The organism is Salsuginibacillus halophilus (genome assembly GCF_003014715.1).
Lineage (GTDB): Bacteria > Bacillota > Bacilli > Bacillales > Marinococcaceae > Salsuginibacillus > Salsuginibacillus halophilus.
This window is the reverse complement of record NZ_PYAV01000002.1, coordinates 29,526-53,790: the sequence shown is the minus strand read 5'-3', so window position 1 is coordinate 53,790 and position 24,265 is coordinate 29,526. Positions and strand designations below refer to the sequence as shown.

The 24,265-nt window shown below is 45.6% G+C and carries 23 protein-coding genes; 22 read left to right on the top strand and 1 reads right to left on the bottom strand.

Annotation, left to right across the window (positions count from 1 at the left end):
- Positions 1-26: 26 nt before the first annotated feature.
- Together rpmF and B0H94_RS01675 are read left to right on the top strand one after the other, a co-directional pair.
- Entirely contained in the window at positions 27-200 is a 174-nt protein-coding gene (gene rpmF / locus B0H94_RS01680; RefSeq protein WP_106587509.1) for a 50S ribosomal protein L32, read from the top strand.
- A 122-nt stretch (positions 201-322) separates the two neighbouring features.
- Positions 323-1,084: an enoyl-CoA hydratase/isomerase family protein gene (locus B0H94_RS01675; protein WP_106587508.1), complete on the top strand. Its 762-nt coding sequence runs from the start codon at positions 323-325 to the stop codon at positions 1,082-1,084.
- A 55-nt stretch (positions 1,085-1,139) separates the two neighbouring features.
- Here B0H94_RS01675 and B0H94_RS01670 read toward each other — a convergent pair whose 3' ends face one another.
- The gene (locus B0H94_RS01670; protein WP_106587507.1) at positions 1,140-1,625 is read right to left on the bottom strand and encodes an N-acetyltransferase; all 486 of its coding nucleotides are present in this window, start codon (positions 1,623-1,625) and stop codon (positions 1,140-1,142) included.
- A 139-nt stretch (positions 1,626-1,764) separates the two neighbouring features.
- On the opposite strand from B0H94_RS01670, the gene B0H94_RS01665 reads away from it, so the two are divergent.
- The 20 genes from B0H94_RS01665 to B0H94_RS01570 all read left to right on the top strand — a co-directional run bounded on the left by B0H94_RS01665 (position 1,765) and on the right by B0H94_RS01570 (position 24,226).
- On the top strand, positions 1,765-2,157 hold the full coding sequence (locus tag B0H94_RS01665; protein WP_106587506.1) for a DUF3397 domain-containing protein: 393 nt from the start codon (positions 1,765-1,767) through the stop codon (positions 2,155-2,157).
- A 95-nt stretch (positions 2,158-2,252) separates the two neighbouring features.
- Positions 2,253-3,878 (top strand): bacillithiol biosynthesis cysteine-adding enzyme BshC, encoded by a 1,626-nt coding sequence (bshC, locus tag B0H94_RS01660; protein ID WP_106587505.1) that lies wholly within the window; start codon positions 2,253-2,255, stop codon positions 3,876-3,878.
- 157 nt (positions 3,879-4,035) lie between these two features.
- Positions 4,036-4,467, top strand: coding sequence for a division/cell wall cluster transcriptional repressor MraZ (gene mraZ / locus B0H94_RS01655; protein ID WP_106587504.1), 432 nt, complete (start codon positions 4,036-4,038; stop codon positions 4,465-4,467).
- 18 nt (positions 4,468-4,485) lie between these two features.
- Complete coding sequence (gene rsmH, locus B0H94_RS01650; RefSeq protein WP_106587503.1) at positions 4,486-5,433, top strand: 16S rRNA (cytosine(1402)-N(4))-methyltransferase RsmH; 948 nt, start codon at positions 4,486-4,488, stop codon at positions 5,431-5,433.
- A gap of 1 nt (position 5,434) precedes the next feature.
- Positions 5,435-5,788, top strand: a complete 354-nt coding sequence (ftsL, locus tag B0H94_RS01645) for a cell division protein FtsL (RefSeq protein ID WP_106587502.1) — start codon at positions 5,435-5,437, stop codon at positions 5,786-5,788.
- A 17-nt stretch (positions 5,789-5,805) separates the two neighbouring features.
- Positions 5,806-8,016 (top strand): penicillin-binding protein, encoded by a 2,211-nt coding sequence (locus B0H94_RS01640; protein ID WP_106587501.1) that lies wholly within the window; start codon positions 5,806-5,808, stop codon positions 8,014-8,016.
- Positions 8,017-8,088: 72 nt separating this feature from the next.
- On the top strand, positions 8,089-10,020 hold the full coding sequence (locus tag B0H94_RS01635) for a stage V sporulation protein D (RefSeq protein WP_106587500.1): 1,932 nt from the start codon (positions 8,089-8,091) through the stop codon (positions 10,018-10,020).
- Positions 10,021-10,090: 70 nt separating this feature from the next.
- The gene (locus B0H94_RS01630; RefSeq protein WP_106587719.1) at positions 10,091-11,566 is read left to right on the top strand and encodes a UDP-N-acetylmuramoyl-L-alanyl-D-glutamate--2,6-diaminopimelate ligase; all 1,476 of its coding nucleotides are present in this window, start codon (positions 10,091-10,093) and stop codon (positions 11,564-11,566) included.
- Positions 11,566-12,540 (top strand): phospho-N-acetylmuramoyl-pentapeptide-transferase, encoded by a 975-nt coding sequence (gene mraY, locus B0H94_RS01625; RefSeq protein WP_106587499.1) that lies wholly within the window; start codon positions 11,566-11,568, stop codon positions 12,538-12,540. The genes B0H94_RS01630 and mraY overlap by 1 nt, the downstream gene beginning before the upstream one ends.
- Positions 12,540-13,892, top strand: a complete 1,353-nt coding sequence (gene murD, locus B0H94_RS01620; RefSeq protein ID WP_106587498.1) for a UDP-N-acetylmuramoyl-L-alanine--D-glutamate ligase — start codon at positions 12,540-12,542, stop codon at positions 13,890-13,892. The genes mraY and murD overlap by 1 nt, the downstream gene beginning before the upstream one ends.
- Before the next feature lie 76 nt (positions 13,893-13,968).
- Positions 13,969-15,063, top strand: coding sequence for a stage V sporulation protein E (spoVE, locus tag B0H94_RS01615; RefSeq protein ID WP_106587497.1), 1,095 nt, complete (start codon positions 13,969-13,971; stop codon positions 15,061-15,063).
- Positions 15,064-15,083: 20 nt separating this feature from the next.
- Positions 15,084-16,187, top strand: a complete 1,104-nt coding sequence (gene murG / locus B0H94_RS01610; RefSeq protein WP_106587496.1) for an undecaprenyldiphospho-muramoylpentapeptide beta-N-acetylglucosaminyltransferase — start codon at positions 15,084-15,086, stop codon at positions 16,185-16,187.
- A 10-nt stretch (positions 16,188-16,197) separates the two neighbouring features.
- On the top strand, positions 16,198-17,106 hold the full coding sequence (gene murB / locus B0H94_RS01605) for a UDP-N-acetylmuramate dehydrogenase (RefSeq protein ID WP_106587495.1): 909 nt from the start codon (positions 16,198-16,200) through the stop codon (positions 17,104-17,106).
- Between the two features lie 48 nt (positions 17,107-17,154).
- On the top strand, positions 17,155-17,958 hold the full coding sequence (locus tag B0H94_RS01600; protein ID WP_106587494.1) for a cell division protein FtsQ/DivIB: 804 nt from the start codon (positions 17,155-17,157) through the stop codon (positions 17,956-17,958).
- Between the two features lie 465 nt (positions 17,959-18,423).
- Positions 18,424-19,722, top strand: a complete 1,299-nt coding sequence (gene ftsA / locus B0H94_RS01595) for a cell division protein FtsA (protein ID WP_106587493.1) — start codon at positions 18,424-18,426, stop codon at positions 19,720-19,722.
- A gap of 76 nt (positions 19,723-19,798) precedes the next feature.
- Positions 19,799-20,956, top strand: a complete 1,158-nt coding sequence (gene ftsZ, locus B0H94_RS01590) for a cell division protein FtsZ (protein WP_106587492.1) — start codon at positions 19,799-19,801, stop codon at positions 20,954-20,956.
- A 153-nt stretch (positions 20,957-21,109) separates the two neighbouring features.
- Positions 21,110-21,961, top strand: a complete 852-nt coding sequence (locus tag B0H94_RS01585; protein WP_181315204.1) for a sigma-E processing peptidase SpoIIGA — start codon at positions 21,110-21,112, stop codon at positions 21,959-21,961.
- A gap of 26 nt (positions 21,962-21,987) precedes the next feature.
- A complete protein-coding gene (gene sigE / locus B0H94_RS01580) occupies positions 21,988-22,707 on the top strand; it encodes an RNA polymerase sporulation sigma factor SigE (protein ID WP_106587490.1) in 720 nt (239 codons plus the stop codon).
- A gap of 141 nt (positions 22,708-22,848) precedes the next feature.
- Positions 22,849-23,637 carry an RNA polymerase sporulation sigma factor SigG gene (gene sigG, locus B0H94_RS01575; RefSeq protein ID WP_106587489.1) on the top strand — a complete coding sequence of 263 codons (789 nt, stop codon included), beginning with the start codon at positions 22,849-22,851 and terminating at the stop codon, positions 23,635-23,637.
- Between the two features lie 331 nt (positions 23,638-23,968).
- A complete protein-coding gene (locus B0H94_RS01570) occupies positions 23,969-24,226 on the top strand; it encodes a YlmC/YmxH family sporulation protein (protein WP_106587488.1) in 258 nt (85 codons plus the stop codon).
- Positions 24,227-24,265: the final 39 nt, after the last annotated feature.

The following is a 24,265-nucleotide window of genomic DNA, read 5'->3' as shown; positions in this document are numbered from 1 at the left end:
TCAATACAGAAAAGGAGGTGGGACGGATGGCAGTACCTAAAAGAAGAACATCCAAAACCCGGCAGAAAAAGCGCCGCACCCATAAAAACTTAACCATCCCTAACATGGTTGAGTGCCCGGAATGCGGTGAAATGAAGCGTAGCCACCGTGTATGCGGCTCCTGCGGTTCTTACAAAGGACAGGAAGTTGTAGAAAAGTAATGGCTCGTAAAAACCTTTCGCACAAGCGTGCGGAAGGTTTTTTTACGATGATCAATACGCTGGGCAGGAAAATGATACTTCTGTTAAGAATTAAAGAAGTTGAATGAAAAGGAGGGCCAAGGATGAGTGCAGTTACATATGAAAAGTACCATGATTGTGTTATTCTCCGCATCAATCGAGAACATAAACGGAATGCAGTTAATGAAGAAGTCATTGATAAACTGAATACGTTTATAACAAAAGCAGCCGAAGATGAAGAAGCGGCTGTTGTGGTGATTACAGGAAGTGGCGCAAAAGCTTTTTGCTCAGGTGGGGACTTGGAGGTGTTTGGTTCGTTGTATACAGCGGACGAGGCATATCCTGTATTGAAAAAAATGAGTGAAGTGCTCTTGAAATTATTTTTCTTCTCAAAACCGACGGTAGCTATGATTAATGGACATGCGGTAGGTGGAGGGAGTGAGATCGCAAGTGCTTGTGATTTCCGCTTTGCTGTACCAGAGGCAAAGCTTGGTTTTATTCAAGGGAGGCTCGGCATTACCACTGGCTGGGGCGGAAGTTCGTTTTTATTTCAGCAGTTTGGGCGTCGTAGTTTGCCGCTTTTAACATCGGCTAAAGTTTATCGTGCTCAAGAACTTGAAAGTATCGGATTTATTGATAAGGTTTTTAAAACGTCTGGTGAAGATCTTATGACACAAGTTGTGAACGAGTTGCACACCAATTTTATTATGGACAGGCCGGTGCTTGAAGCTTACAAACGACGTAAGCTTGATCAGATCAACCGTAAGCAGTTAGAGGCAAACGTGGAACGTGAGGTTACAGATTGTGCTGTGCTTTGGGAAAGAGAGGAGCACCATCAAGCGGTGGAGAATTTCTTTAATAAGTAATATCGATGTTAAAAAAGAGTGGCCTGCAGTTTTGTCTGCAAGCCACTCTGCTTCTTTAATCTTCCTCGTGAGTTTGTTCAGAAACGCCTGCAGGAAACCAGACGTACGGGTTTTCACCACGATCACGTTCAGGGTGATATGTGACCGGCTCAAAGCCCATCTTTTCCCAGAAATGATCAGAACGTTGACGCGCATTTGTTTTCACAGGCAGGTTAAAAGATTTTGCGTGGTTAACCATGGCTTCGCCAAAACCTTGGCCGCGATATGGTTCTAGAACTTCAAGTTTCCAAAGTTCCAAATAATCCTGCGGAGGTTCGAAGTAATGGTCATATTTTTGTTTAATCAAATAAAGGCACATACGTGCAACCAGTTTGTTGCCGAAATATATCCCGTAAAACGGTGACTCACTGTCGTTTTCAATAATGTTTTCTTCAAGTTCTTCTTTCATCGAAAGTTCCTGAATGCCGACTTCTTTAAAATTTTGAAAATCTTCAAGCGTTTTGTAGTTGACCCTTAGTCGTTCAACAGTAGGTGCTGCCATGAGAAGTCCTCCTTTTAAAAATGCTGACTCTATTTTACAATAGATTTTCCGTAAACGGTGTAATCGTTCTTGTATTTTAAATATTAAGAATTTTAAAGGTCGTTGAACTTGAATTTTTAAAGGAAAGGGGGAGGTTGTCATGATCAATGTTTTAGAGCTTTTTGTCGCTGCACTTTTAACGTTGCCGCTTTTATTGTGGTACGCGCTTTATATTGTGCGCGTGAAGATGCACGGCAGCAAATGGAGAGCTGTTTATTTTGCTTGTGATGTTTCAACGATTTTTTTTATTGGCGGAGCCCACGTCTTAATTTATGAAATTTGGGGGCTGTCATTATTTTGGTTGTTTATTGTATTTACCCTCATGATGCTTGCATTGTTTACATATCAAGTTTACAAAAAGGATGAAGAAGTTAATGCAAAACGAGCTGTTAAAAATGTGTGGAGGTTAAACTTTCTATTATTTTCTGTAGGCTACATTGTAATTTTTTTGTACGGCCTTGTTTTTCACTGGCTAGATCAAATGGCTTTTTAGCGTAAGCGGAGTGCTTGCCCAGGGTTGTGCTTCTCTGCTACGATTTAATGGCTTGAGTCAGGAGAACGTTTCGCCGAAGAAAGAAGGTTGCGTTTATGGAACTGCAGGATGCGCCGAATATTGATGCACAAAGCTTTGCTGTTGATTACCGCAGCGGAAATCGTAAAGCACGTGAGCTGTTTGATTATGCACCTTTTGATCAAGATGTAGAGCGCCTTGAGGAACTTGATCGCCGCTCGTTTAATCGTGATCAGCTCGCTGACGTATTAATTAAAATGCAGAAGCGCTATTTTTACCATCAAAAAGCATTAGAGGAAGCTAAGCGCCTCAAAGATCCAAAGTCGGTATGTGTTATTACAGGACAGCAGCCCGGCTTGCTTGGCGGACCGCTTTACACCCTTGCCAAGGCTGTCAGCACAATTGTGGAGGCAAAAAGAAAAGAAAGTGAGCTCAAACGCCCGGTCATCCCTATATTTTGGATCGCTGGTGAAGATCATGACTATGAAGAAATCCATCATACATACGCGCCGGGTGAAAAACGTGTAAACAAATTAACTTATCAAGGTCCACGTGAACATCGAGCCCCTTTGTCTGAACAACCCATATCTTCGGATGAGATGAAAAAGTGGCTTCAGGACGTGTTTCTGCATGTTCGAGAAACGGATGAGACAAAAACGCTTTACACAAACCTTGCTGCACTTGCAGAACGATCCGCCAGCGTTTCAGATTACTTCGGGGAAGTCATGCGCTATTTCTTTCAAAATGAAGGGCTTGTGATGTTTGATGCTCATGACCATGATGTGCGTCATTTAGAACAGCCGCTCTTTGAGAAGCTTGTTCAACACGTAGAAGTCGTTCAGTCGGCTTTTCAACAAGGTAAAGAAGCCTTGCGACAATCAGGTTATGAGAACCCACTGGCCCTTGATCAAGCGCACAGTCACTTATTTTATGTGGTCCAAGGTGAGCGCTGGCCGCTGATATATCGTAAGGATGAAGTGCCTTCTTTTCTTACAAAAAAAGGTACGCTCCGTTTTCATAAGGGTGAGTTGCTTACTTTAGTCAAGCAAACTCCAGAAGCATTCAGTACGAACGTATTTACACGCCCCCTCATGCAGGACTGGCTATTTCCTGTATTGTCTTACGTTGGAGGGCCGGGTGAGATTCATTACTGGGCTGTACTAAAGCCGTTATTTCATGCTTTTGGCTGTAAAGTGCCCCCGGTAATGCCGCGCAAAGAGTTTTGGTGGGTTCATCGCCGTATCAACCGGATTTTAACGGATGAAGAGATAACTTTATCAGAAGCTGCAAAGGGTGGTCTTAAAAATCGGGTGACAGAAATAGAGCAGTCTGCGATTACAGTAGACGGGCCTGCGCTTTCTCGAGAAGCACGCGCACAGACTGCATCGGTGATTGGCGCTGTGTTAAAGGAACTTGAAGCACAAGGCCCTGCTTTTAAAGCCAAGGCCGAAAAAAAACGATCAGAACTTGAAACCTGGTTTAGTGAACTTGGTGACACGATCAATGAGGCGCAGAAAATGCAGACCGCTCACCGGATCGCAAAGCTTAAAGAAGTTGAACTGCATCTGTTTCCGCTGGATGGGTCTCAAGAACGATTTTTTAATAGTGTGTACGTGCTTAATGAACTAGGTGTTGACGGAATTTCCCGATTGATCGCAAGAATAAAGGCGGACGATGGCGTACGTAAAGTTGTTCATTTGTAATATTCAGTAAATTACAAGCATCATATGTCAAGCTGACACACCCTCTGCCGTAGTATGCAGAGGGTTCTTTCGTTTGAAAAAAATTGCTATAAAGCGTGGTGCAAAGTGGGGGAATGTGGTACGTTAAGGTTAGGAGATGGATAGAGGGTGGGTTTCGGTGTTTATTGGGGAGCACAAGCACCAATTAGATGATAAAGGCCGAGTTATTTTACCGGCAAAGTTCCGTGAAGGACTCGGCAGTACATTTATTGTGACCCGAGGTATGGATCACTGCTTATTCGTTTATGCACAAGCAACCTGGGAGAAACTTGAAAACAAAGTTGCTTCACTACCGTTGACTCGTAAAGATGCCCGCGCTTTCAGCCGGTTTTTATTTTCAGGGGCAAGTGAATGCAGCCCTGATAAGCAAGGACGTATTTTAATTCCACAAACGCTGCGAGATTATGCTGCAATCGAACGACGCTGCGTCATCATTGGTGTAAGTGACCGGGTGGAAATTTGGTCGGAAAAGCAGTGGGAAGCCTATTGTAATGACTCTGAAGCATCATTTGAAGATTTAGCGGAAAAAATGGCAGATTTAGACCTTTAAAAGTTGGGAGGTGTACGTTTGACAGCTTTTGCACACGATACTGTACTATTGAATGAAACGGTGGATTTCTTACAAGTGAAACCGAACGGCGTGTATGTAGACTGTACGCTTGGTGGCGGCGGCCATGCTGAACAAATTTTGTCACGCTTAGGACCTGATGGAAAGTTGTATGCCTTCGACCAAGATGAAACGGCGGCAGCGGCTGCGAAAAAGCGTTTGAGCGCATACGGTAGTCAGCTTGAAGTGATTGAAACGAATTTTGCTGAGGCTGCAGAAGAATTACAATCGCGTGGAGTTAACAAAGTGGACGGTGTCATCTTCGACCTTGGTGTTTCCTCACCCCAGCTCGATGAGCCGGACCGCGGGTTCAGCTACTGGTACGACGCTCCACTCGACATGCGGATGAATCAAAATCAAAGCTTAACTGCTGAAGAAATTATTAATGAATGGCGTTATGAAGATCTGTTGTTTATCATCAGCAAGTACGGTGAAGAAAAATTTGCTAAGCCAGTTGCTCGCGCTATTGAGCGGGAAAGAGAGAAAGCCCGGATTCAAACGACAACAGCATTTGCAGAAATTGTGAAAGAAGCAATTCCGGCAGCAGCCCGGCGAACAGGTGGTCACCCTGCAAAACGGACGTTTCAAGCTGTCCGAATTGCGGTAAACAATGAGTTAGGTGTGTTTGAAGAAGCATTAAAATCCATGATTGATATGCTTCGACCAGGTGGGGTGATCAGTGTGATTTCATTTCATTCCCTTGAGGATCGGCTGGCTAAACGGATTTTTAAGCAGGAGAGCACGCCACCTGAGCTGCCGAGAGGGATGCCGGTAGTTCCTGAGGGCTATGAACCGAATTTGAAATTGTTAACAAGAAAACCGGTACTTCCAAGCGAGGCAGAACAGAGTGAAAACCATCGAGCGCGATCAGCAAAGCTGCGCGCGGCACAGAAAGTAAAGGGGGAATAATATGGCGAACGCATATCAGTATGAACCGAAGCGTAAACTGCAGCCGGTACATAAAAAGATTACGCAGCGTGTCCCCGGCGGGATTACAAAAGGTGAAAAGCTTTTGTTGGTTATTTTCGTCGCAGTAACAGCGCTTTTAGCAGCGCTGATTATTGCAAATTACGCAGAAATGCACGCGGTCGACCGAGAAGTTACCTCTCTTGAACAATCAGTTTATCAACAACAGGAAGCCAATGAAAGTTTGCAGCTTCAAGTTTCTGAATTGAGTGCCCCTGACCGGATTGTTGATTATGCAACAAACGAACTCGGCATGTCGTTGAACAATGAGAACGTTGAAGTCGTTCAGCATGACTAGCTTAGGTGGTGAAAGATTTGGCATATAAGAAAAGGAACACTGTTGTCAAACGATCCATCATTCTATTTCTTGCTGTACTTGTTTTTGTAGCCGTCTTCTCCGGACGGCTTCTTTACGTCCAAGTCACAAAAGAGGTAGATGGGCGCGATCTAGAGGCCATTGCTGAAAGCCGCTGGACGACGACAGAGACTGTGCCTGGCTCACGCGGAAGTTTACTTGATCGATCTGGCAGTGCAATTGCAGAAGATGTCAGGTCTTATACGCTCGTAGCGATCATTAGTGATGAGGCACAAGAGTATATTGAAGATCCAGAGGTGGCAGCCGAGGTGCTGGCTCCACTGCTTGATATGGACGAATCGGAAATAGAAAATCGTTTGTCGCGTGATTTATATCAAGTTGAACTAGGTTCTAATGCTCGTTATTTGAGCCTGCAGCAAAAAAATGAAATTGAAGAAGCAGCTGAAGACGCAGGGATAGAGGGAATTCACTTTCGAACAGAAGCGAGTCGTTATTACCCTAATCATGAATTTGCGTCTCATGTCACCGGGTACGTGGACCGTAATGGAAATATACCAAGTTTAGGGCTTGAGTCCAGTCTTGATGATGAGCTGACAGCGCAGGATGGAAAGTTGACGTATCGCCGTGATGCCAGAGGTTTCCCGCTCTTACATGCTGAGGAGCAGTACGAGCCGGAACAGGATGGCTATGATGTACAGCTCACGCTTGATCAGAGGATCCAAACATCAATGGAACGGGCTATGAGTGAAGTGGAAGATACGTACAACCCTGAAAAAATAATGGCTGTGGCTGCAAATCCCTCCAACGGTGAAATTTATGCCATAAGCAATCGGCCGTCCTTTAATCCGAACACGTACGAGAACATCACAAATTACACAAACTACGCAGTTTCCGATCGGATTGAACCAGGTTCAACAATGAAAATGTTTACGCTTGCTGCTGCGATTGAAGAAGGGGTCTATGATGGAGAAGATATGTTTCAATCCGGGCAGTGGCCGATCGGCGGTCATACCGTTTCCGATCATAACGAAGGCCGGGGCTGGGGTGAGATAACATATAATGAAGGTTTTGCCCGCTCCTCAAACGTTGCATTTGCGAAAATTGCAAAGGAACAGCTTGGAAGGGACACATTTTATGATTATATTGAATCGTTTGGATTCACTTCACCTACAGGCGTTGACTTACCGCGGGAAGCAGAAAGCTTAATCGCAAATCAATCGAATTATGATACAGCGGCAACAGCATTCGGTCAGGCATCTGCATTCACACCGATGCAGCTTGTTCACGCAGCGACAGCTATTGCAAACGATGGTGAAATGGTGCAGCCCTATGTCATTGATGGCATTTACAACCCAAATCAAGATCACGAACCGGTATATCAACATGAACCGGTCAAAACAGGTGAACCGATTTCGCCGGAAACTGCGGCTGAAACGCGCGAACGAATGCAGGATGTTGTTGAGGCTTCAGAAGGGACTGGAACGGACTATTACCTTGAAGGGTTTGATGTCATTGGTAAAACCGGGACAGCACAAATTCCAGACCCGGAAGGTGGTTATTTAAGCGGTAGTGATGAAAATATCTTTTCGTTTCTTGGCATGGCACCCAAGGATGACCCGCAAGTTCTCTTATACGTTGCGGTCGACCGTCCGGAACTTGAAGATCACGAAGCCGGGTCAGAACCAGTGGCACAGATCTTTAATACAGTTATGCAGCAAAGTCTGCAGTATTTAGACATTACACCTGATGTAGAAGAAGAACCATCTTTAGAAGATGATGGAACAAAATCTCCGGATGTTGAAGGTATGACTGCGAGTGAAGCAAAAGAAACGATAGAAGCCAAGCAGCTTACACCTTTACTTGTTGGAGAAGAGGAAAGCGTGACTGCCCAAGTACCTGAAGCAGGTGAGCCGCTCATCCATGGTGAACGTGTCATGGTTCGCACAAATCAAAATGAAGTCATGCCGGATATGACTGGCTGGTCGCTTCGTGAAACGAAGAAATTTGCCGAACTGTTTGACCTGGATTTACATTACATGGGGACTGGTTTTGTTGAAGAACAAAGTATTGAAGTAGGTGCAGGATTAGAAAACAAAACGTATTTAACAGTTGATCTTAATCCGCCGGATCCAGAGGCTGCCGCTGAAGCTGAAAACGAAGAAGAGAATGAAGGTGAGGAAACGGAATCTTCCGAAGAACGGCGGGAATAATTTTTCTGTTCAGACCATACGCTGAAGTACCCCGTCCGAGGTGGGGGAATTCAGCGTATGGAGGCACCTTGCATGCGGAATCGATCAATTGTAAACAAGCGCCTGCTTTTTATGCTGGCGTTAGGGTTTAGTATCGCGTTAATTTTAATTATTCGATTAGGATATGTGCAATTCTCACTCGGCGGCTGGCTTGCAGAGGAAGCTGAAGAATCATGGAGCCGGGACATTCCATTTGAAGCTGAGCGTGGAGAGATCCGTGACCGCAATGATGAAGTTCTTGCCACAAATATTAGTGCGCCGACCCTTTTAATTGTTCCCCGTCAAGTACAAAATCCCGTGGAAACTGCGGCCGAGCTCGCACCGATTTTGCAGATGGACAAAGCTGAAGTTTATGAAAAGTTAACTGAAGCACAGTCCATTGTACGCATTAATCCTCAAGGACGAAAAATGGAGGAAGCTACAGCGGACGAAATTCGGGGATTGGATGCGCCTGGGCTCTACATTGCTGAAGACAACAAACGGCATTATCCGAACGGTCGCTACCTTTCTCACGTGCTTGGATTTGCAGGTGTTGATAACCAAGGGTTGACTGGCATTGAAAGGTATTATGATGAACATTTAAAAGGAGATGCAGGCTACGTTTCTTTTTACTCCGATGCTAAGGGGCAGCGGATGCCGGGGATGGCTGACAGGTACATTGAACCACAAGACGGCAGCCATGTCCGTTTAACAATTGATGATCGTGTACAAACAATTATTGAACGTGAACTTGATCGGGCAGAAGCTACGTATGACCCTGATGGCGCCATGGCGCTTGCGATGGACCCTAATACAGGAGAAATTCTTGGTATGAGCAGCCGCCCGGATTTTCATCCTGAAGACTATCAAGATGTCCCGCCCGAAATTTATAATCAGAATCGTCCGGTATGGTCGCAGTACGAGCCGGGTTCGACCTTTAAAATTATAACACTCGCAGCTGCCCTAGAGGAAAATCTCGTAGATTTGGACCATGATACGTTTTATGATCCGGGCCACGTGGAAGTAGCGGGACAGCGCCTCCGTTGTTGGAAAAAAGGTGGTCATGGCCAACAGACGTTTCTTGAAGTTGTACAGAACTCCTGCAACCCAGGTTTTGTAGCTCTTGGTGAGCGGTTAGGTAAAACGGCGTTGTTTGATTATATCCGCTCGTTTGGCTTTGGTGAAAAAACCGGCATTGATTTAGACGGAGAAGGCCAAGGAATTTTGTTTGATGAAGATGCGATTGGTCCGTTAGAACAGGCGACAACGGCGTTTGGTCAAGGGGTCTCTGTAACGCCGATTCAGCAGGTCGCTGCTGTAGCAGCAGCGGTAAATGGCGGAGATCTTTACCAACCGTATTTAGCCAAGGAGTGGCTTGATCCGGAAAAAGAGACAGTGGTCAGGCGGAGCACGCCTGATGCCAAAAAAAGTGTCATCTCTGAGGAAACTTCAAAAGAAGTCCGCCGTGCTTTGGAGCATGTAGTCGCTAAAGGGACAGGAAAAGGAGCCTTTGCTGATGGTTACCGGGTCGGCGGCAAAACCGGAACTGCGCAAAAATCAAAAGACGGTGTCTATTTAAAAAATAATCACATTGTATCTTTCATTGGCGTCGCGCCGATGGATGATCCGGAAATCGTTGTATACATTGCCGTTGATAACCCTAAAGATACACTGCAGTTCGGGGGTGTGGTCGCTGCACCAATCGCCGGCACAATTATTAACGACAGTTTGCAGGCTATGGGAGTGGAGAAACGTGAAGACCAACTTGAAAAAGACCTCGATTGGAACGAGACACCTTTAGTCGAAGTTCCAGATGTTACAGGTATGGAACTGCGCGATCTGCATGTGGCGAACTACCCGCTTAAACTTGAAACTGAAGGTGATGGAACAGTCGTAACGGCCCAGGCACCGGCTCCAGGAGAGAAGGTAGCTAATGACAGCGTCCTGCGACTATATCTTGGTGACAAATCAACTGAAGACGATTAAAATATACAAAGGTGTCGCACGTGCTTCACCTGCACTTAAAGACGAATTGTTGGAAATGGAGAGTCAAGGCATGAAAACGTTAAAAGAAGTTTGCGCTCCACTGCTCGCTTATGAACAAGTTGGAGCCGGTAACCCTGATATTCAAGCAATGACGATGGACTCCCGCGGGGTCATCCCCGGGGCACTGTTCATCTGCGTTAACGGTTATACAGTTGATGGGCACACATTTGCCCGGGATGCAGCAGCGAAAGGAGCTGCTGCTATTGTGGCAGAACAACCGGTCGATGTAGATGTACCTGTCATTTACGTGCGTGATACGAAGCGCGCAATGGCAGAGCTTGCTACCATGTATTACGACCAGCCATCAACGTCGTTTAAACTCATCGGGGTGACTGGAACAAATGGTAAAACGACAGTGACGCATCTACTAGAAAATATTTTTGCCCGGGCTGGTGAGACCCCTGGGTTGATCGGCACATTGTACACTCGTGCAGGGGAGAAGTCGTTAGACGCGAAAAATACAACACCGGAATCTTTAACGCTCCAGCAGACGTTTGCATGGATGAAGGATGAAGGTGTGACCGCAGCAGCGATGGAAGTTTCATCCCATGCCTTGACACTTGGCCGTACACGTGGCGCTGCATTTGATGTGGCGGTACTTACAAATGTAACAGAAGATCATCTCGATTTTCACGAAACGAAAGAAGACTATGAACAGGCAAAAGGATTATTGTTTGCGCAATTAGGTAATGAAGCAGATGGTCGTTTTAAAGCGGCGGTTTTAAATGCTGATGACCCAGTCATTAAGAAATATCAAACCATGACGGCTGCACCTGTCATTACATATGGCTGCACGCCGGAGGCGGATGTGTATGCTGAAGATCTCTCTCTAAACGCAGCAGGTGTGACATTCACGCTGCATGCTTTCGGTGAAGCGCGTCCTGTGAAGTTGCAGCTGATGGGGAAATTCAGTGTGTATAACGCGCTCGCAGCGGCAGCAGCTGCACTTGTTTCAGGCTTTGATCTTGAGACTGTTACAGCAAGTCTTGAGGAGGAAACCGGTGTAAGGGGGCGCTTCGAACCTGTAGATGCCGGGCAGAACTTTGGGGTCATTGTTGATTATGCACATACAACAGACAGTTTAGAAAATGTACTGCAGGCTGCTTCTGAAATGACAGAACAGCGGTTGATTACGGTTGTTGGCTGTGGCGGTGACCGTGACCGGGGGAAACGTCCAAAAATGGCAGCTGTTGCTGAAAAGTATAGTGATGAAGCCGTATTTACTTCAGATAATCCGCGCAGCGAGAATCCGGCGGCAATTATTGAGGATATGAAAGCAGGCGCATCAAGTTATACTGTGAGGCAGGACCGCCGTGAAGCAATCGATTATGCGATTGCACAAGCGGGCGCAGGTGATGTCGTTGTTATTGCTGGCAAAGGTCATGAAACGTATCAGGAAGTTCAAGGGGAAACGCTCGTTTTTGATGACCGGGAAGAAGCGTTAAAAGCCCTTGCTAGGCGCACGGAAGGGGGAGGCACTGTCTAATGGGAGTTTCAATTGCTGTAGCCGCAGCGGCGGCTTTTCTATTGTGTGTAATCTTATCCCCTTTATTTATCCCGTTTTTACGTCGGTTGAAGTTCGGTCAGAGTATTCGTGAAGAAGGACCGGAATCACACCATAAAAAATCTGGGACACCAACCATGGGCGGAATTATGGTGCTTATCTCTATTGCTGGCGCTGCCATTGCTGCAGCCGCGGCTTTTGGTGTACTTACCGTTCAAATCTGGATGCTTTTACTCGTACTGCTAAGTTTTGGTTTTATCGGGTTTTTAGACGACTTTATTAAAGTTGCTAAAAAACGTAACCTTGGTTTAACGTCGCGCCAGAAGCTGATGGCGCAGCTCGGGATTGCTGCAATTTTCTTTTTCGTGCTAAACGAAGCAGCCGGTCTTGAGACGAGTATCGGTGTTCCTGGCACATCGTGGGCTGTAGAACTTGGCTGGATGTATCTTATCTTAGTCATGTTAATGCTCGTTGGTGCTTCGAATGCAGTCAACTTAACTGACGGCTTAGATGGTCTTCTTGCAGGCACCACAGCGGCTGCTTTCGGAGCCTATGCGATTTTAAGCTGGTATGCTGGTGCAATGGATGTTGCCATTTTTAGTGCTGCAGTTGTAGGTGCAGTCCTCGGCTTTCTCGTGTTTAATGCCCACCCTGCAAAAGTTTTTATCGGTGATACAGGTTCACTTGCGCTTGGTGGTGCAATTGCGGCTGTTGCGATTTCTGTAAATATGGAGTTGTTGCTCGTCATTATTGGCGGCGTGTTTGTCATTGAGACACTGTCAGTAATGATCCAGGTCGTATCTTATAAAACGACAGGAAAACGGATTTTTCGAATGAGTCCACTGCATCATCATTACGAACTTTCCGGGTGGTCAGAATGGAAAGTTGTGACCGTATTCTGGCTGGTCGGGCTCGTATTTGCAGCGCTCGGCATTTATATTGAGGTGTGGATGTAATGAGAAAAGAAGATGTTCAAGGCGCGCATTGTCTCGTACTAGGTATGGCGAAAAGCGGGAAAGCAGCTGCCCGGCTGTTGAAGAAGCTCGGCGCTGCTACTGTTACGATCAATGATGCTAAGCCAAAAGAAGAATTGCATAATATTGCAGAACTTGAAGCTGAAGGAATCGGTGTTGTTGCAGGAGGACACCCATTAACGCTTTTGGATGAACAAACAACTTGTGTTGTGAAAAACCCCGGTATTCCTTACAACAACCCTTTAGTACACGAAGCACTCGAGCGAGGGCTTTCCGTTGTAACAGAGATCGAGCTTGCTCACTTAATCCGCCGTGGTTCGATGATGGCGATTACCGGATCTAATGGGAAAACGACAACAACCACACTCATTCATGCGATGCTTGAAGCAGATGGCACGCCGGCAAAAACTGCAGGTAATATCGGGCAGGTGGCGTGCGAAACTGCCGAAAAGCTCGAAACGGATGAAGTCATGGTAACAGAAGTTTCAAGCTTTCAATTAAAAGGAACAGAAACATTTCGTCCGGAAACCGCTGTGTTGTTAAATATTTTTGATGCACATTTGGATTACCACGGTACAAAGGAAGATTATGTTGCTTCGAAATTGAAGCTTCTACAAAATTTACAATCAAATGAAACGGTCGTTTACAATGTAAATGACCCATACATCCGGCCGGCAGCACAAGCTTCTCTGGCAGTGCAGATTCCGTTTGATGTTGACGGGGTTGTTCAAGAGGGTGCTTATATTCAAGCTGGTCAGGTTATGTATCAAGATGAAATTGTAATTGAGGTCAGTGAGATCAAACTTCCAGGAGCACACAATTTGGAAAACATTTTAGCTGCGGTGGCGGCAGTTAAATCCTATGGGGGTTCAAATGAAGCAATCGCCCAGGTGCTGCGCACATTTAGCGGGGTTGAACACAGACTTGAATTGATTGCCGAAAAAAGCGGTCGCATGTTTTACAACGATTCAAAAGCAACCAATATTTTAGCTACGACAAAAGCGCTCCATGCATTTAAGGAGCCGGTTGTTCTGCTTGCCGGCGGCTTGGATCGCGGAACAAGCTTTGATGAATTAGTTCCTGCACTAAACGGGGTAAAAGCACTTGTTGCCTTTGGTGAAACAAAATCTGCCTTAAAAACAGCTGCTTTAGAAGCTGGGGTAGCCAATATTTACGAGGTGGACAAGCTCGAAGAAGCGGTAATCGTAGCAAATGACACTGCTGAAACAGGGGATGTTGTGCTACTTTCACCGGCATGTGCAAGCTGGGATCAATATAAGACGTTTGAAGAACGAGGAGAGCATTTCGTGAAGCTTGTTCACCAGTTGACTTAAACGCATGAAAAGGAATTCCTCGCATAAAGTGAAATGAGACGAAAAGGCTTGTTTCCTTAATTGTGAGGTGATCAGGATGAACAAAAGGCAGCCTGACTTTGTCCTTGTTTTATGTGTCGTTTTACTTCTTGTTGTAGGTGCGCTCATGGTGTATAGCGCCAGTGCAGCCTGGGGCTCATTTATTTTCGAAGATTCATGGTATTTTGCAAAGCGGCAGGCTTTATTTGCCGGGCTCGGCCTAACAGTTATGGCAATTACTACCCATATTGACTACCGGATTTGGAAGCGTTGGAGCTTAAGCTTTTTGCTCATCTGCTTTGTTCTGCTCATTCTTGTTTTAATCCCTGGTGTCGGGCTCGTTCGAGGCGGCGCGCAAAGTTGGCTCGGGGTTGGTGCGTTTTCGATTCAGCCGTCAGAATTTATGAAACTTAGTTTAATTATTTTTTTAGCGGCGGTCCTCGCCGAGCGGCCTGAACAGTTGACATCATTTAAGACAGGAATGCTGCCGCTTCTCTTGTTGATTGGTGCCGCATTTGGCTTAATTATGCTTCAGCCGGATTTAGGTACGGGTGCTGTCATGGTATTAACTTGTATGGTGCTTTTATTTGTTGCCGGGGGTCGTTATAAGCATTTTTTCTGGCTTGGGATGCTTGGTGTTTCCATGTTTGCTGCTTTAGTTGCTGCCGCACCTTACCGTCTGCAGCGGCTCACTTCGTTTTTGGATCCGTGGTCAGATGCACTCGGCAGCGGGTTTCAAATCATTCAGTCGTTGTATGCAATCGGACCTGGCGGGTTAATGGGCCTTGGTTTTGGAGAAAGTCGCCAGAAATACTTTTATTTACCTGAGCCACAAACGGATTTTATCTTTGCTATACTCGCAGAAGAAACCGGCTTTATTGGCGGCAGCTTAGTCATTCTGCTTTTTACTGCTTTTATGTGGCGCGGAATTCGTATTGCAATGCTGGCCCCTGACGGATTTGGAACGTTTCTTGCTGTTGGTATTGTAGGTATGCTTTTGATCCAAGTCCTCATCAATATAGGGGTTGTTACCGGGATGTTCCCTGTCACCGGCATTACACTACCGTTTTTAAGTTACGGGGGTTCTTCGCTCACTTTAATGCTTGCAGCTGTTGGGCTTTTACTGAGTATTAGTCGTTACATTGAGGCTTAGACATAGAAAGGAAGAAAAACATGAACGTAATGATTTCCGGTGGAGGCACCGGCGGCCACATTTATCCTGCACTCGCTTTTGCCCGCTACATCCGGCGGCTGCACCCTGAGGCTTCAATTGTATATGTCGGCTCTGAAGATGGTTTAGAGGCCGATATTGTGCCGAGGGAAGGGCTTCAGCTTGAAACGGTTAAAATTAGTGGTTTTAAGCGTAAACTTTCAGCGCACAACGTTCGTACAGTTGTACGTTTCGTTAAAGCGGTGAAGCAGGCACGCCGCTATATTCGTACACATCAACCGGATGTGGTGATCGGTACGGGCGGCTACGTAGCAGGACCGGTTGTTTATGCAGCTGCAAAAGAAGGGGTTCCTTCGATTGTTCATGAGCAAAACAGCGTTCCTGGGCTGACAAATAAATTTTTAAGCCGTTATGCAGATCGAATTGCCTTGTCGTTTGAGGAAGCTTCAAGCTACTTTCCCGGGAAAGAAACAATGCTTACAGGGAATCCGAGAGCTTCAGAAGTGTTAAAAGCAAGAGGGGCATCTCCGCTTCCGGACCTTGGTTTATCTCCTGAAAAAAGAACGGTACTAGTTGTCGGAGGCAGCCGGGGCGCCCGCCCGATTAATGAGGCAGTTACAGAAGCGCTGCCTGATTGCGCAGGGCGCGACTGGCAGATGCTTTATGTGACAGGTGAAGTTCACTTTGATGAAGTTAACCAAGTTGTGGAGGAGGCAGGCAGGCCGGAAAATGTAGCGGTGCACCCGTTTTTATATAACATGCCGGAAGTGCTTGCCCATGTCGATGTCGTTTGTGCACGAGCAGGTGCAACAACACTTGCGGAGTTAATGGCACTCGGTCTGCCGGCAATTTTAATTCCGAGCCCTTATGTTACCAATAATCACCAGGAAAAAAACGCTCGGGCGCTTGAAGAAGCAGGAGCTGCCCTTGTGTCTCGAGAAGAAGAGTTTAACGGGAAGCGTCTGCTTGAGCAGGTGGAACAAATTTTAAATACCCCTGCCATTTGGGAAAGAATGCATCAAAACGCACTTGATGTTGCAGTAACTGATGCAAATGAACGTTTGTATGAACTAGCATCTGCTTTGCAGGCCAATGATAAAAAATGAGGTGAGGCACGTGGAAGAGCTTGTAGACGCATTGCAAAAAGCTGGTGTAGGCGAAGTGAAGCGTGATGAGCCGCTTAAAAAACACACGACTTGGAAGATCGGCGGGCCGGCTGATGTGCTCGTTGCACCAGATGGAACAAAAAACTTAAAAAGAGTCATCGAAATTGTTCAGCAGCATGGTGTAAGCTGGCGGGCGATCGGCCGCGGTTCGAACCTCCTTGTTGGAGATGAAGGTTTGCGCGGGGTTGTCATTAAGATGGGTGAGAACCTGGCGGGTATGGACGTTTCTGATAAAGGTTTAGTAACTGTCGGCGGCGGCTACTCGCTGATCAAGTTAACGACCCTTTTGTCTAAACAAGGATGGTCAGGTCTTGAGTTTGCCGGTGGTATTCCGGGAACTGTCGGCGGGGCAGTGTTTATGAATGCAGGTGCTCACGGCAGTGAAATGGTTGATATTGTAACTGAAGCATTGATTTTATATCCAGACGGTTCACTTGTATGGGAGCCTAATGAGAATCTCGGTTTTCAATACCGAACGTCGAACTTGCAGAAAAACGGCGGCATCTGTGCCGAGGCTAAACTGCAGTTAACGTCTGGTGATAAAGAAAGTATTACTGCAAAAATGCAGGCGAATAAAGATTACCGCCGGGATACACAACCTTGGAACTACCCGTGTGCAGGAAGCGTTTTTCGGAATCCGCTCCCTAAGCACGCCGGTCACTTAATAGAAAAGGCTGGGTTAAAGGGATATCAAATCGGGGGGGCGCAGTTCTCTGAACTACATGGTAACTTTATTGTTAACATTGAGGATGCATCGGCACAAGATGTTAAAGATTTGATTGAACATGCCCGTACAACTGTGGCTAATAAGTTCGGGGTTGAAATGGAAACGGAAGTAGAGATCATTGCAGAAAGCTGATCTTTAAAACAAAAGTTTTAATTTGTGAATAGTTTAGGGGGGAAGCCGGTGAATGATGAAAAAGTTGTACCAATGGAAGACCGGATTCCGGCGTTAAAAGAACAACGCAAGCGCCGGGCCAACCGCCGGCTTATTTTATATTTATCGGTTTTCTTCCTGCTCATCTTATTTGTTGTTTACTTTCAGTCTCCACTAAGTCAAGTTGATAAATTACAAGTTAACGGTGCCTCTTACACAGAGCCGGAGCGAGTCACACAAGTTAGCGGAATTGCCCCTGGCGATCATTTATGGACACTTGATACCACCGAAGCAAAAAGCCGGATTGAGGAGCTTCCGGCAGTTGCTTCAGCTAGTATTTCCCGGGGAATTTTCCGCACTGTGACCATCGATGTTGAAGAGCGGAATCGGATTGCTTATGTACGTCAGTCGGAGGGTTATCTTCCTGTGCTAGACAGCGGAGATATTTTACATGAAGAGCGTGTTGATCACTCTCCATCTGATGCACCGGTTGTATACGGTTTCACAGATCCAGAACTTCTAAAAGAGTTCACTGCAGAATTGGCAGAAACCGGCCCAGGGATTGTTAATCGCATTTCAGAAGTAACGCATGATGCAACAGAAGAACGACCATTTCAAATTCGCTTGTTTATGAATGATGGGATTGAAGTTCGCTCACAAGTCCCGGATTTTTCTGAGCGTATTCAAGATTACCCTACCGTTGCAGCTGAGATTGACCCTTCTGAACCAGGGGTGTTGTTTATGAATCAAAGTACGTATTTTGAGGCACCGGTAGTTGAAGATGATGGGGAAGACAGTGAAGGAGAAAGTGCATTAGAAGGCGAAAGTGATTAAAGTATTTGCATTCTCACAGATGGCCGGCAAAGAATCATACCTGCCTTGACACTGATATCGAGCCTGCGATGGAGAAGAAAGGAAAAGTCTAAAGACGCCCCCTTACAGCGGTGGTTTGTGCATAAAAGCCTTTCTCTTTTTGGAACTCAGACTTTCGCTGCGTATTGGCTTTTTGCAAGCAGAGGCAGGACTTGTCGAGAAGACATGCCAGCCATAGTTTGTGTACAAGCTGATCTCATTCTTTTTACCTGCGGCTTCCGATGGATTTTTCCTTGTTTCCATGAAGGTCTTTGAACATCCAATAACTTCATGTAAACTAAAGACAAAATAATTATTTTAGAATTTTTCCTCATGATTGACAAGGGATTTTTTTAACGACGTTGAACTACTTTATTATGAAAGCTTATGAATGAAAAATGTAACAACGAATGCAGCCTACAATTTCAAAGCGGGGGGTGCCATGCATTGGCGAACAAGGAAATATACGTTAGTTTAGATATAGGAACATCTTGCATCCGCGTCGTCGTAGGTGAGATGGCGAATCAATCACTTAATGTGTTAAGTGTCGGTGAAGCTGCCTCCTATGGGCTGAAAAAAGGTGCCATCGTCGATATTGATGCAACTGTCAAGGGAATTCAATCAGCCGTGGAACAAGCAGAGCGTTCATGCGGTTTTGCGATTGAGCGCGTTATTGTTGGCGTGAACGGTCATCATGTTGATCTGCAGCCGAGTCATGGCGTTGTCGCAGTTTCGAGTGAAAACCGTGAGATTACAAATGAAGATATTGATCGTGTGATTGATGCTGCACAAGTTGTTTCAATCCCGCCGGAGCGTGAGATTGTAGATGTTGTGCCGAATCAGTTTGTCGTTGACGGATTGGATGAAATTACAGATCCGCGCGGTATGATTGGTGTACGTCTTGAGATGGACGGTACGATTATAACAGCTTCAAAAACTTTGCTACATAATCTATTACGCTGTGTAGAACGCGCAGGCCTTGAAGTAAGCGATATCGGTCTGCAGCCACTTGCGGCAGGCATGATTGCTGCATCTAAGGATGAGCGTTCGCTCGGTGTGGCCCTTGTTGATATTGGTGGAGGTGCAACCACGCTGTCTGTGTTTAAGCACGGACGTCTGCAAAACGTCTCTGTACTCCCGGTCGGCGGCGAGAATATTTCAAATGATATCTCTGTTGGGTTTCGCACCTCGACTGAAGAAGCAGAGAAAGTTAAGCGCGAGCATGGGCACGCATTTATTGATGACGCTTCGGATGACGTATCTTTTTCGATTCCAGTCATTGGCAGCGACAGCGAAGAAACATACACCCAGTACGAACTTGCACATATTATTGAGCCGCGTATGGAAGAAATATTTGAAATGGTGGCTGAAGAGATGGTGCGCCTCGGCTACAATGATCTGCCCGGCGGTTTTGTATTAACCGGAGGTACTGTCATGATGCCAGGTGCTTTGGAACTTGCGCGTGATGTTTTAAATATAGGCGTACGTGTAGCTGTACCAGATCATATCGGTGTCCGAAGTCCTCAGTATACAAATACAATTGGACTCATTGAATTCGCGCACCGAAATGTTAAAATTCAAGGGAAGGATGTCGGTGCAGCGGTAGCGCCGCTTGAAGAAGAAGCGCCACATCGTAAACAGCAACAATCCTCGACCGAAGAAACAGCTTCTGCTTCTGAGAAAGGTGGAAATGAAAAAGGTCTTGGTAAACGAATGAAAAATATATTTAGAGTATTTTTCGAGTAATACAACGATGTAATCGCAGGCGGCGGCTGACAAAAGTGCGTCGGATGCAACATTTGACTGATGAGGAGGACGTATCATGCTAGAGTTTGAAATGGATATGGATCAGTTAGCGCAAATCAAAGTTATCGGTTGCGGTGGCGGTGGTTCGAACGCGGTCAACCGAATGATTGAAAACGGTCTGCAAGGTGTTGAGTTTATCGCTGTGAATACGGATGCTCAGGCTTTGCAACTATCTGAGGCTGACACGAAACTTCAACTTGGCGGCAAGTTGACCCGCGGCCTTGGTGCTGGCGCTGACCCTGAAATCGGGAAAAAAGCAGCGGAAGAAAGTAAAGAACAGCTTGAAGAAGCTTTGCAGGGCGCTGACATGGTGTTCATTACCGCCGGTATGGGCGGCGGAACGGGTACAGGTGCTGCGCCGGTTATAGCTGAAGTTGCAAAAGAAATCGGTGCACTGACTGTCGGTGTCGTTACGCGGCCATTTACGTTTGAAGGCCGGAAGCGCTCCTCGCAGGCATTTAATGGTGTATCAAGTTTGAAAGAGAAAGTTGATACATTAATCGTCATTCCAAACGATCGCCTGCTTGAGATTGTAGACAAGAACACACCGATGCTTGAAGCGTTCCGCGAAGCGGACAACGTACTTCGTCAAGGTGTACAAGGCATCTCCGATTTGATTGCTGTTCCCGGCTTGATCAACCTTGACTTTGCTGACGTGAAAACCATTATGATGGATAAAGGTTCTGCCTTGATGGGTATTGGTATTGCTACTGGTGAAAATCGGGCTGCAGAGGCGGCTAAGAAAGCAATATCCAGTCCGCTGCTTGAAACCTCAGTCGATGGTGCGCAAGGCGTGTTAATGAACATTACCGGCGGAAGCAACTTAAGCTTGTTTGAAGTTCACGAAGCAGCCGGCATTGTTTCAGATGCATCTGACCCTGAAGTGAACATGATCTTTGGTTCCGTTATTAACGAGAACTTAAAAGACGAGATTTTAGTGACGGTGATTGCGACAGGGTTTGACGAAAATGAAAATGAGCAAACACCAAGCCAGCAACGTCGGCAAGTAGGTGGAGCCGGTGCAGAACAAACATCTCGGCGCAGTCAGAATCCTGCACCTTCGCAGGAAGAAGCCGCTCCGGCAGCAGACGAAAAGCCGCAGGCGCCTTCTCAAGATGAGAACGAAACATTAGATATACCAACGTTTTTACGTAATCGTAGACGCCGTAATTAAACGAATAGAAAAGCCCGTCCGCTTCCAAGAAGCGGACGGGCTTTTTTATATCTGCCTCGAAATTTTGTGTCTGACTCTCGGCGGACTTAGACAGAGTTTTTAATTAATGGGTCGTATACTGGATCTAAGTGGAGTCCGAGGGGGTGGATGCGAGTGACATATCACTTGGATTTGATTTTTTTGTTAAATGTACTTGTCAATGTTTGCTTATTAAAGTTGACAGCGCTTGTACTGAGACGCCGGATTACACAAATGAGGTTGTGGGTGAGTTCGTTGTATGGGGCTGCAACTGTTCTGCTTTGGCCTTTAGGACTTGAAGCGCCGATTGAATCATTTATTGGGCAGGTGATCTTAGCTTGTACATTAATCTGGATCGCTTTCGGGTGGATGTCGATCTGGCCGCTTGTACAGGCAGCCCTTGCTTTTACAGGGACGAGCTATATGATGGCCGGTTTAGTTTATGTCATTCATCAGACGGTTTTTTTAAGACATGATCTTTTCAACGACACAGTCACACTTCTTACCATTGCTGGAGCCGTTCCATTCAGTTTTTTAATCTTCAAGTTGTATCACACGTTTGCTGTGCAACGAGAAATCACCTTTCAAACGACAGTGCCGTGTAAAGTGAAAATTCAAGGTTACGAATTATCTTTTACAACGCTGCTTGATACAGGCAACCAATTACGCGAACCGCTCTCAGGATATCCAGTGATGTTTGTTGAGCTAGAACAGTTAAAACATGGTGATGCTAAACCACTTGCTGATGCAATTGAAGACTGGATGACTTCTGGTTTGCCGGGCGAACTTGTAAGGCATCCACGCTTAATTCCGTACCGGGGGGTGAGCGATTCAGATGGCCAGCTGTATGGCTTGAAACCAGACTATGTCTCAATTTTTACGCGTAACAAATGGCGAGAAACTGAGCCCGTTTATGTTGTTTTTGAAGAAAGACAAATTTCAGGTACAAATGAATATCACGGCATCTGCCCAAGCAGTATCATATGATGGAAAAAATTTTAAGGAGGCGTTTGATGCGGCGTTTAAAAGATAAGCTAACACAGGTGTGGCATCGCTTAATGGTTAAACTCGGACTGCAAAAGGATGAAATTTACTATATTGGTGGTAAAGAAGCACTGCCGCCACCGCTTTCAAAAGAAGAGGAAGCGCAACTGCTTGAAAAACTACCGGATGGCGATTCAGAAGTTCGCTCTATGTTAATCGAACGCAACTTACGTCTTGTCGTTTATATTGCTAGAAAATTTGAAAATACCGGCATACACATCGAGGATTTAATCAGCATTGGTACAATCGGTTTAATCAAAGCGGTAAATACATTCAATCCTGAAAAGAAAATTAAGCTCGCCACGTATGCCTCACGTTGTATCGAAAATGAAATTTTAATGTATTTGCGCCGAACGAATAAAATGAAAACAGAAATCTCTTTTGATGAGCCTTTAAATGTAGACTGGGATGGCAATGAACTGCTTTTGTCGGATGTTCTCGGTACGGACGAAGACATTATTACACGGGGGTTGGAAAATCAAGTTGATAAAGCATTACTAAAAAAAGCATTAACTTCGTTGAATGGCAGAGAAAAACAGATTATGGAAATGCGTTTCGGGCTGCACGGAGAAAAAGGACAGACACAAAAGGATGTAGCTGAAACCCTCGGTATTTCACAGTCCTATATTTCCAGGCTGGAGAAGCGAATTATTTCTCGCTTGAAAAAAGAATTCAACAAAATGGTGTAGCAATAAAAGGTAAACTTTGGAACAATTCTGCTTTCTGTTACATCCGCATAATTTTACCAGCTAAGGACATAATGAAGATACGCACTTCAGGAATCCGGAAAATATAATTTTCCGCACAACGAGAAGCTGGGAGGTTATGCGGTGGCCCGGAATAAAGTAGAAATCTGCGGCGTCGATACGTCTAAACTGCCTGTGTTAAAGAATGAGGAAATGCGCGAGTTATTCCGCGAATTTCAAAATGGGAGTGAAGCTGCAAGAGAAGAGCTAGTTAACGGCAATCTCCGGCTTGTACTGAGTGTCATTCAACGCTTCAATAATCGTGGTGAAAATGTGGATGATTTGTTTCAAATCGGCTGTATCGGTTTAATGAAGTCGATCGACAATTTCGATCTGTCACAAAATGTAAAGTTTTCAACTTATGCTGTGCCGATGATCATCGGCGAGATTCGACGTTACTTAAGGGATAACAATCCAATTCGTGTATCCCGCTCTTTGCGTGATACCGCCTACAAAGCACTTCAGGCGAAAGAAAAATTGATGGCAGATCGCATTAAAGATCGGGAGCCGACGGTGCAGGAAATCGCTGCAGAAATTGCTATACCAAAAGAAGACATTGTATTTGCCCTTGATGCCATTCAAGATCCTGTTTCATTATTTGAACCCATTTATAATGATGGAGGCGATCCAATTTATGTGATGGATCAAGTAAGTGATGACAATGAAAGTGACAGCACGTGGTTAGATCAATTAGCGTTGCAGGAGGCAATGCACCGACTGGATGAGCGTGAGAAACACATCGTGAACATGCGGTTTTTTCAAGGGAAAACGCAAATGGAAGTCGCCGAGGAAATCGGGATTTCACAAGCGCAGGTTTCTCGCTTGGAAAAAGGCGCAATTCAACAAATGAATACATTTACAAATCACGGTTAGGTTGAACACCGGCGAACGCTTAAAGCGGCCGGTGTTTTTCTTGTGAAAAAAATGGACCCGACTTTTCTTAAGGGTCATAGCTGCAATCCATGCGTGGCACCGCCCTTCTTTGCGGAGTCGTTCAAGGTTAAGTTCACGCACCATCCAGCCACATCCCTTAAGCTGTGCTTGCGTCTTATATGCCAAGCGCATGGACCGAACTTCAGCTTGTTTTTATTAAGGTTGAATATATAAAATTTAATCCAAGTTTTATGCGATTTAAGTACAAGGTAAATTTTAACTGATACCAAGCATATACATAATTGAACTGTATAAAAGGAGGCGTCAGCCTGTGATGCGGATTTCTGATTTACAGACGAAAGATATTGTAAGTATGGTAAGTGGTCGCCGGCTCGGTCATGTCAGTGATGTAGATATTAATGTAGCTACAGGTTTTGTTGAATCACTTGTAGTTGGAGGAGCACCTAAAATGCTCGGTTGGCTGCAAAAAGAAGGAGAGTGGGTGATTCCGTGGAGTGATATTGTTAAAATAGGTAACGATGTAATCTTAGTTCAGGTGCCGGATGAAGCCGGTTTCACTTCCGGCTAATCTCAACTATGGACACCGGCAAAATTGTGTTAAAATAAG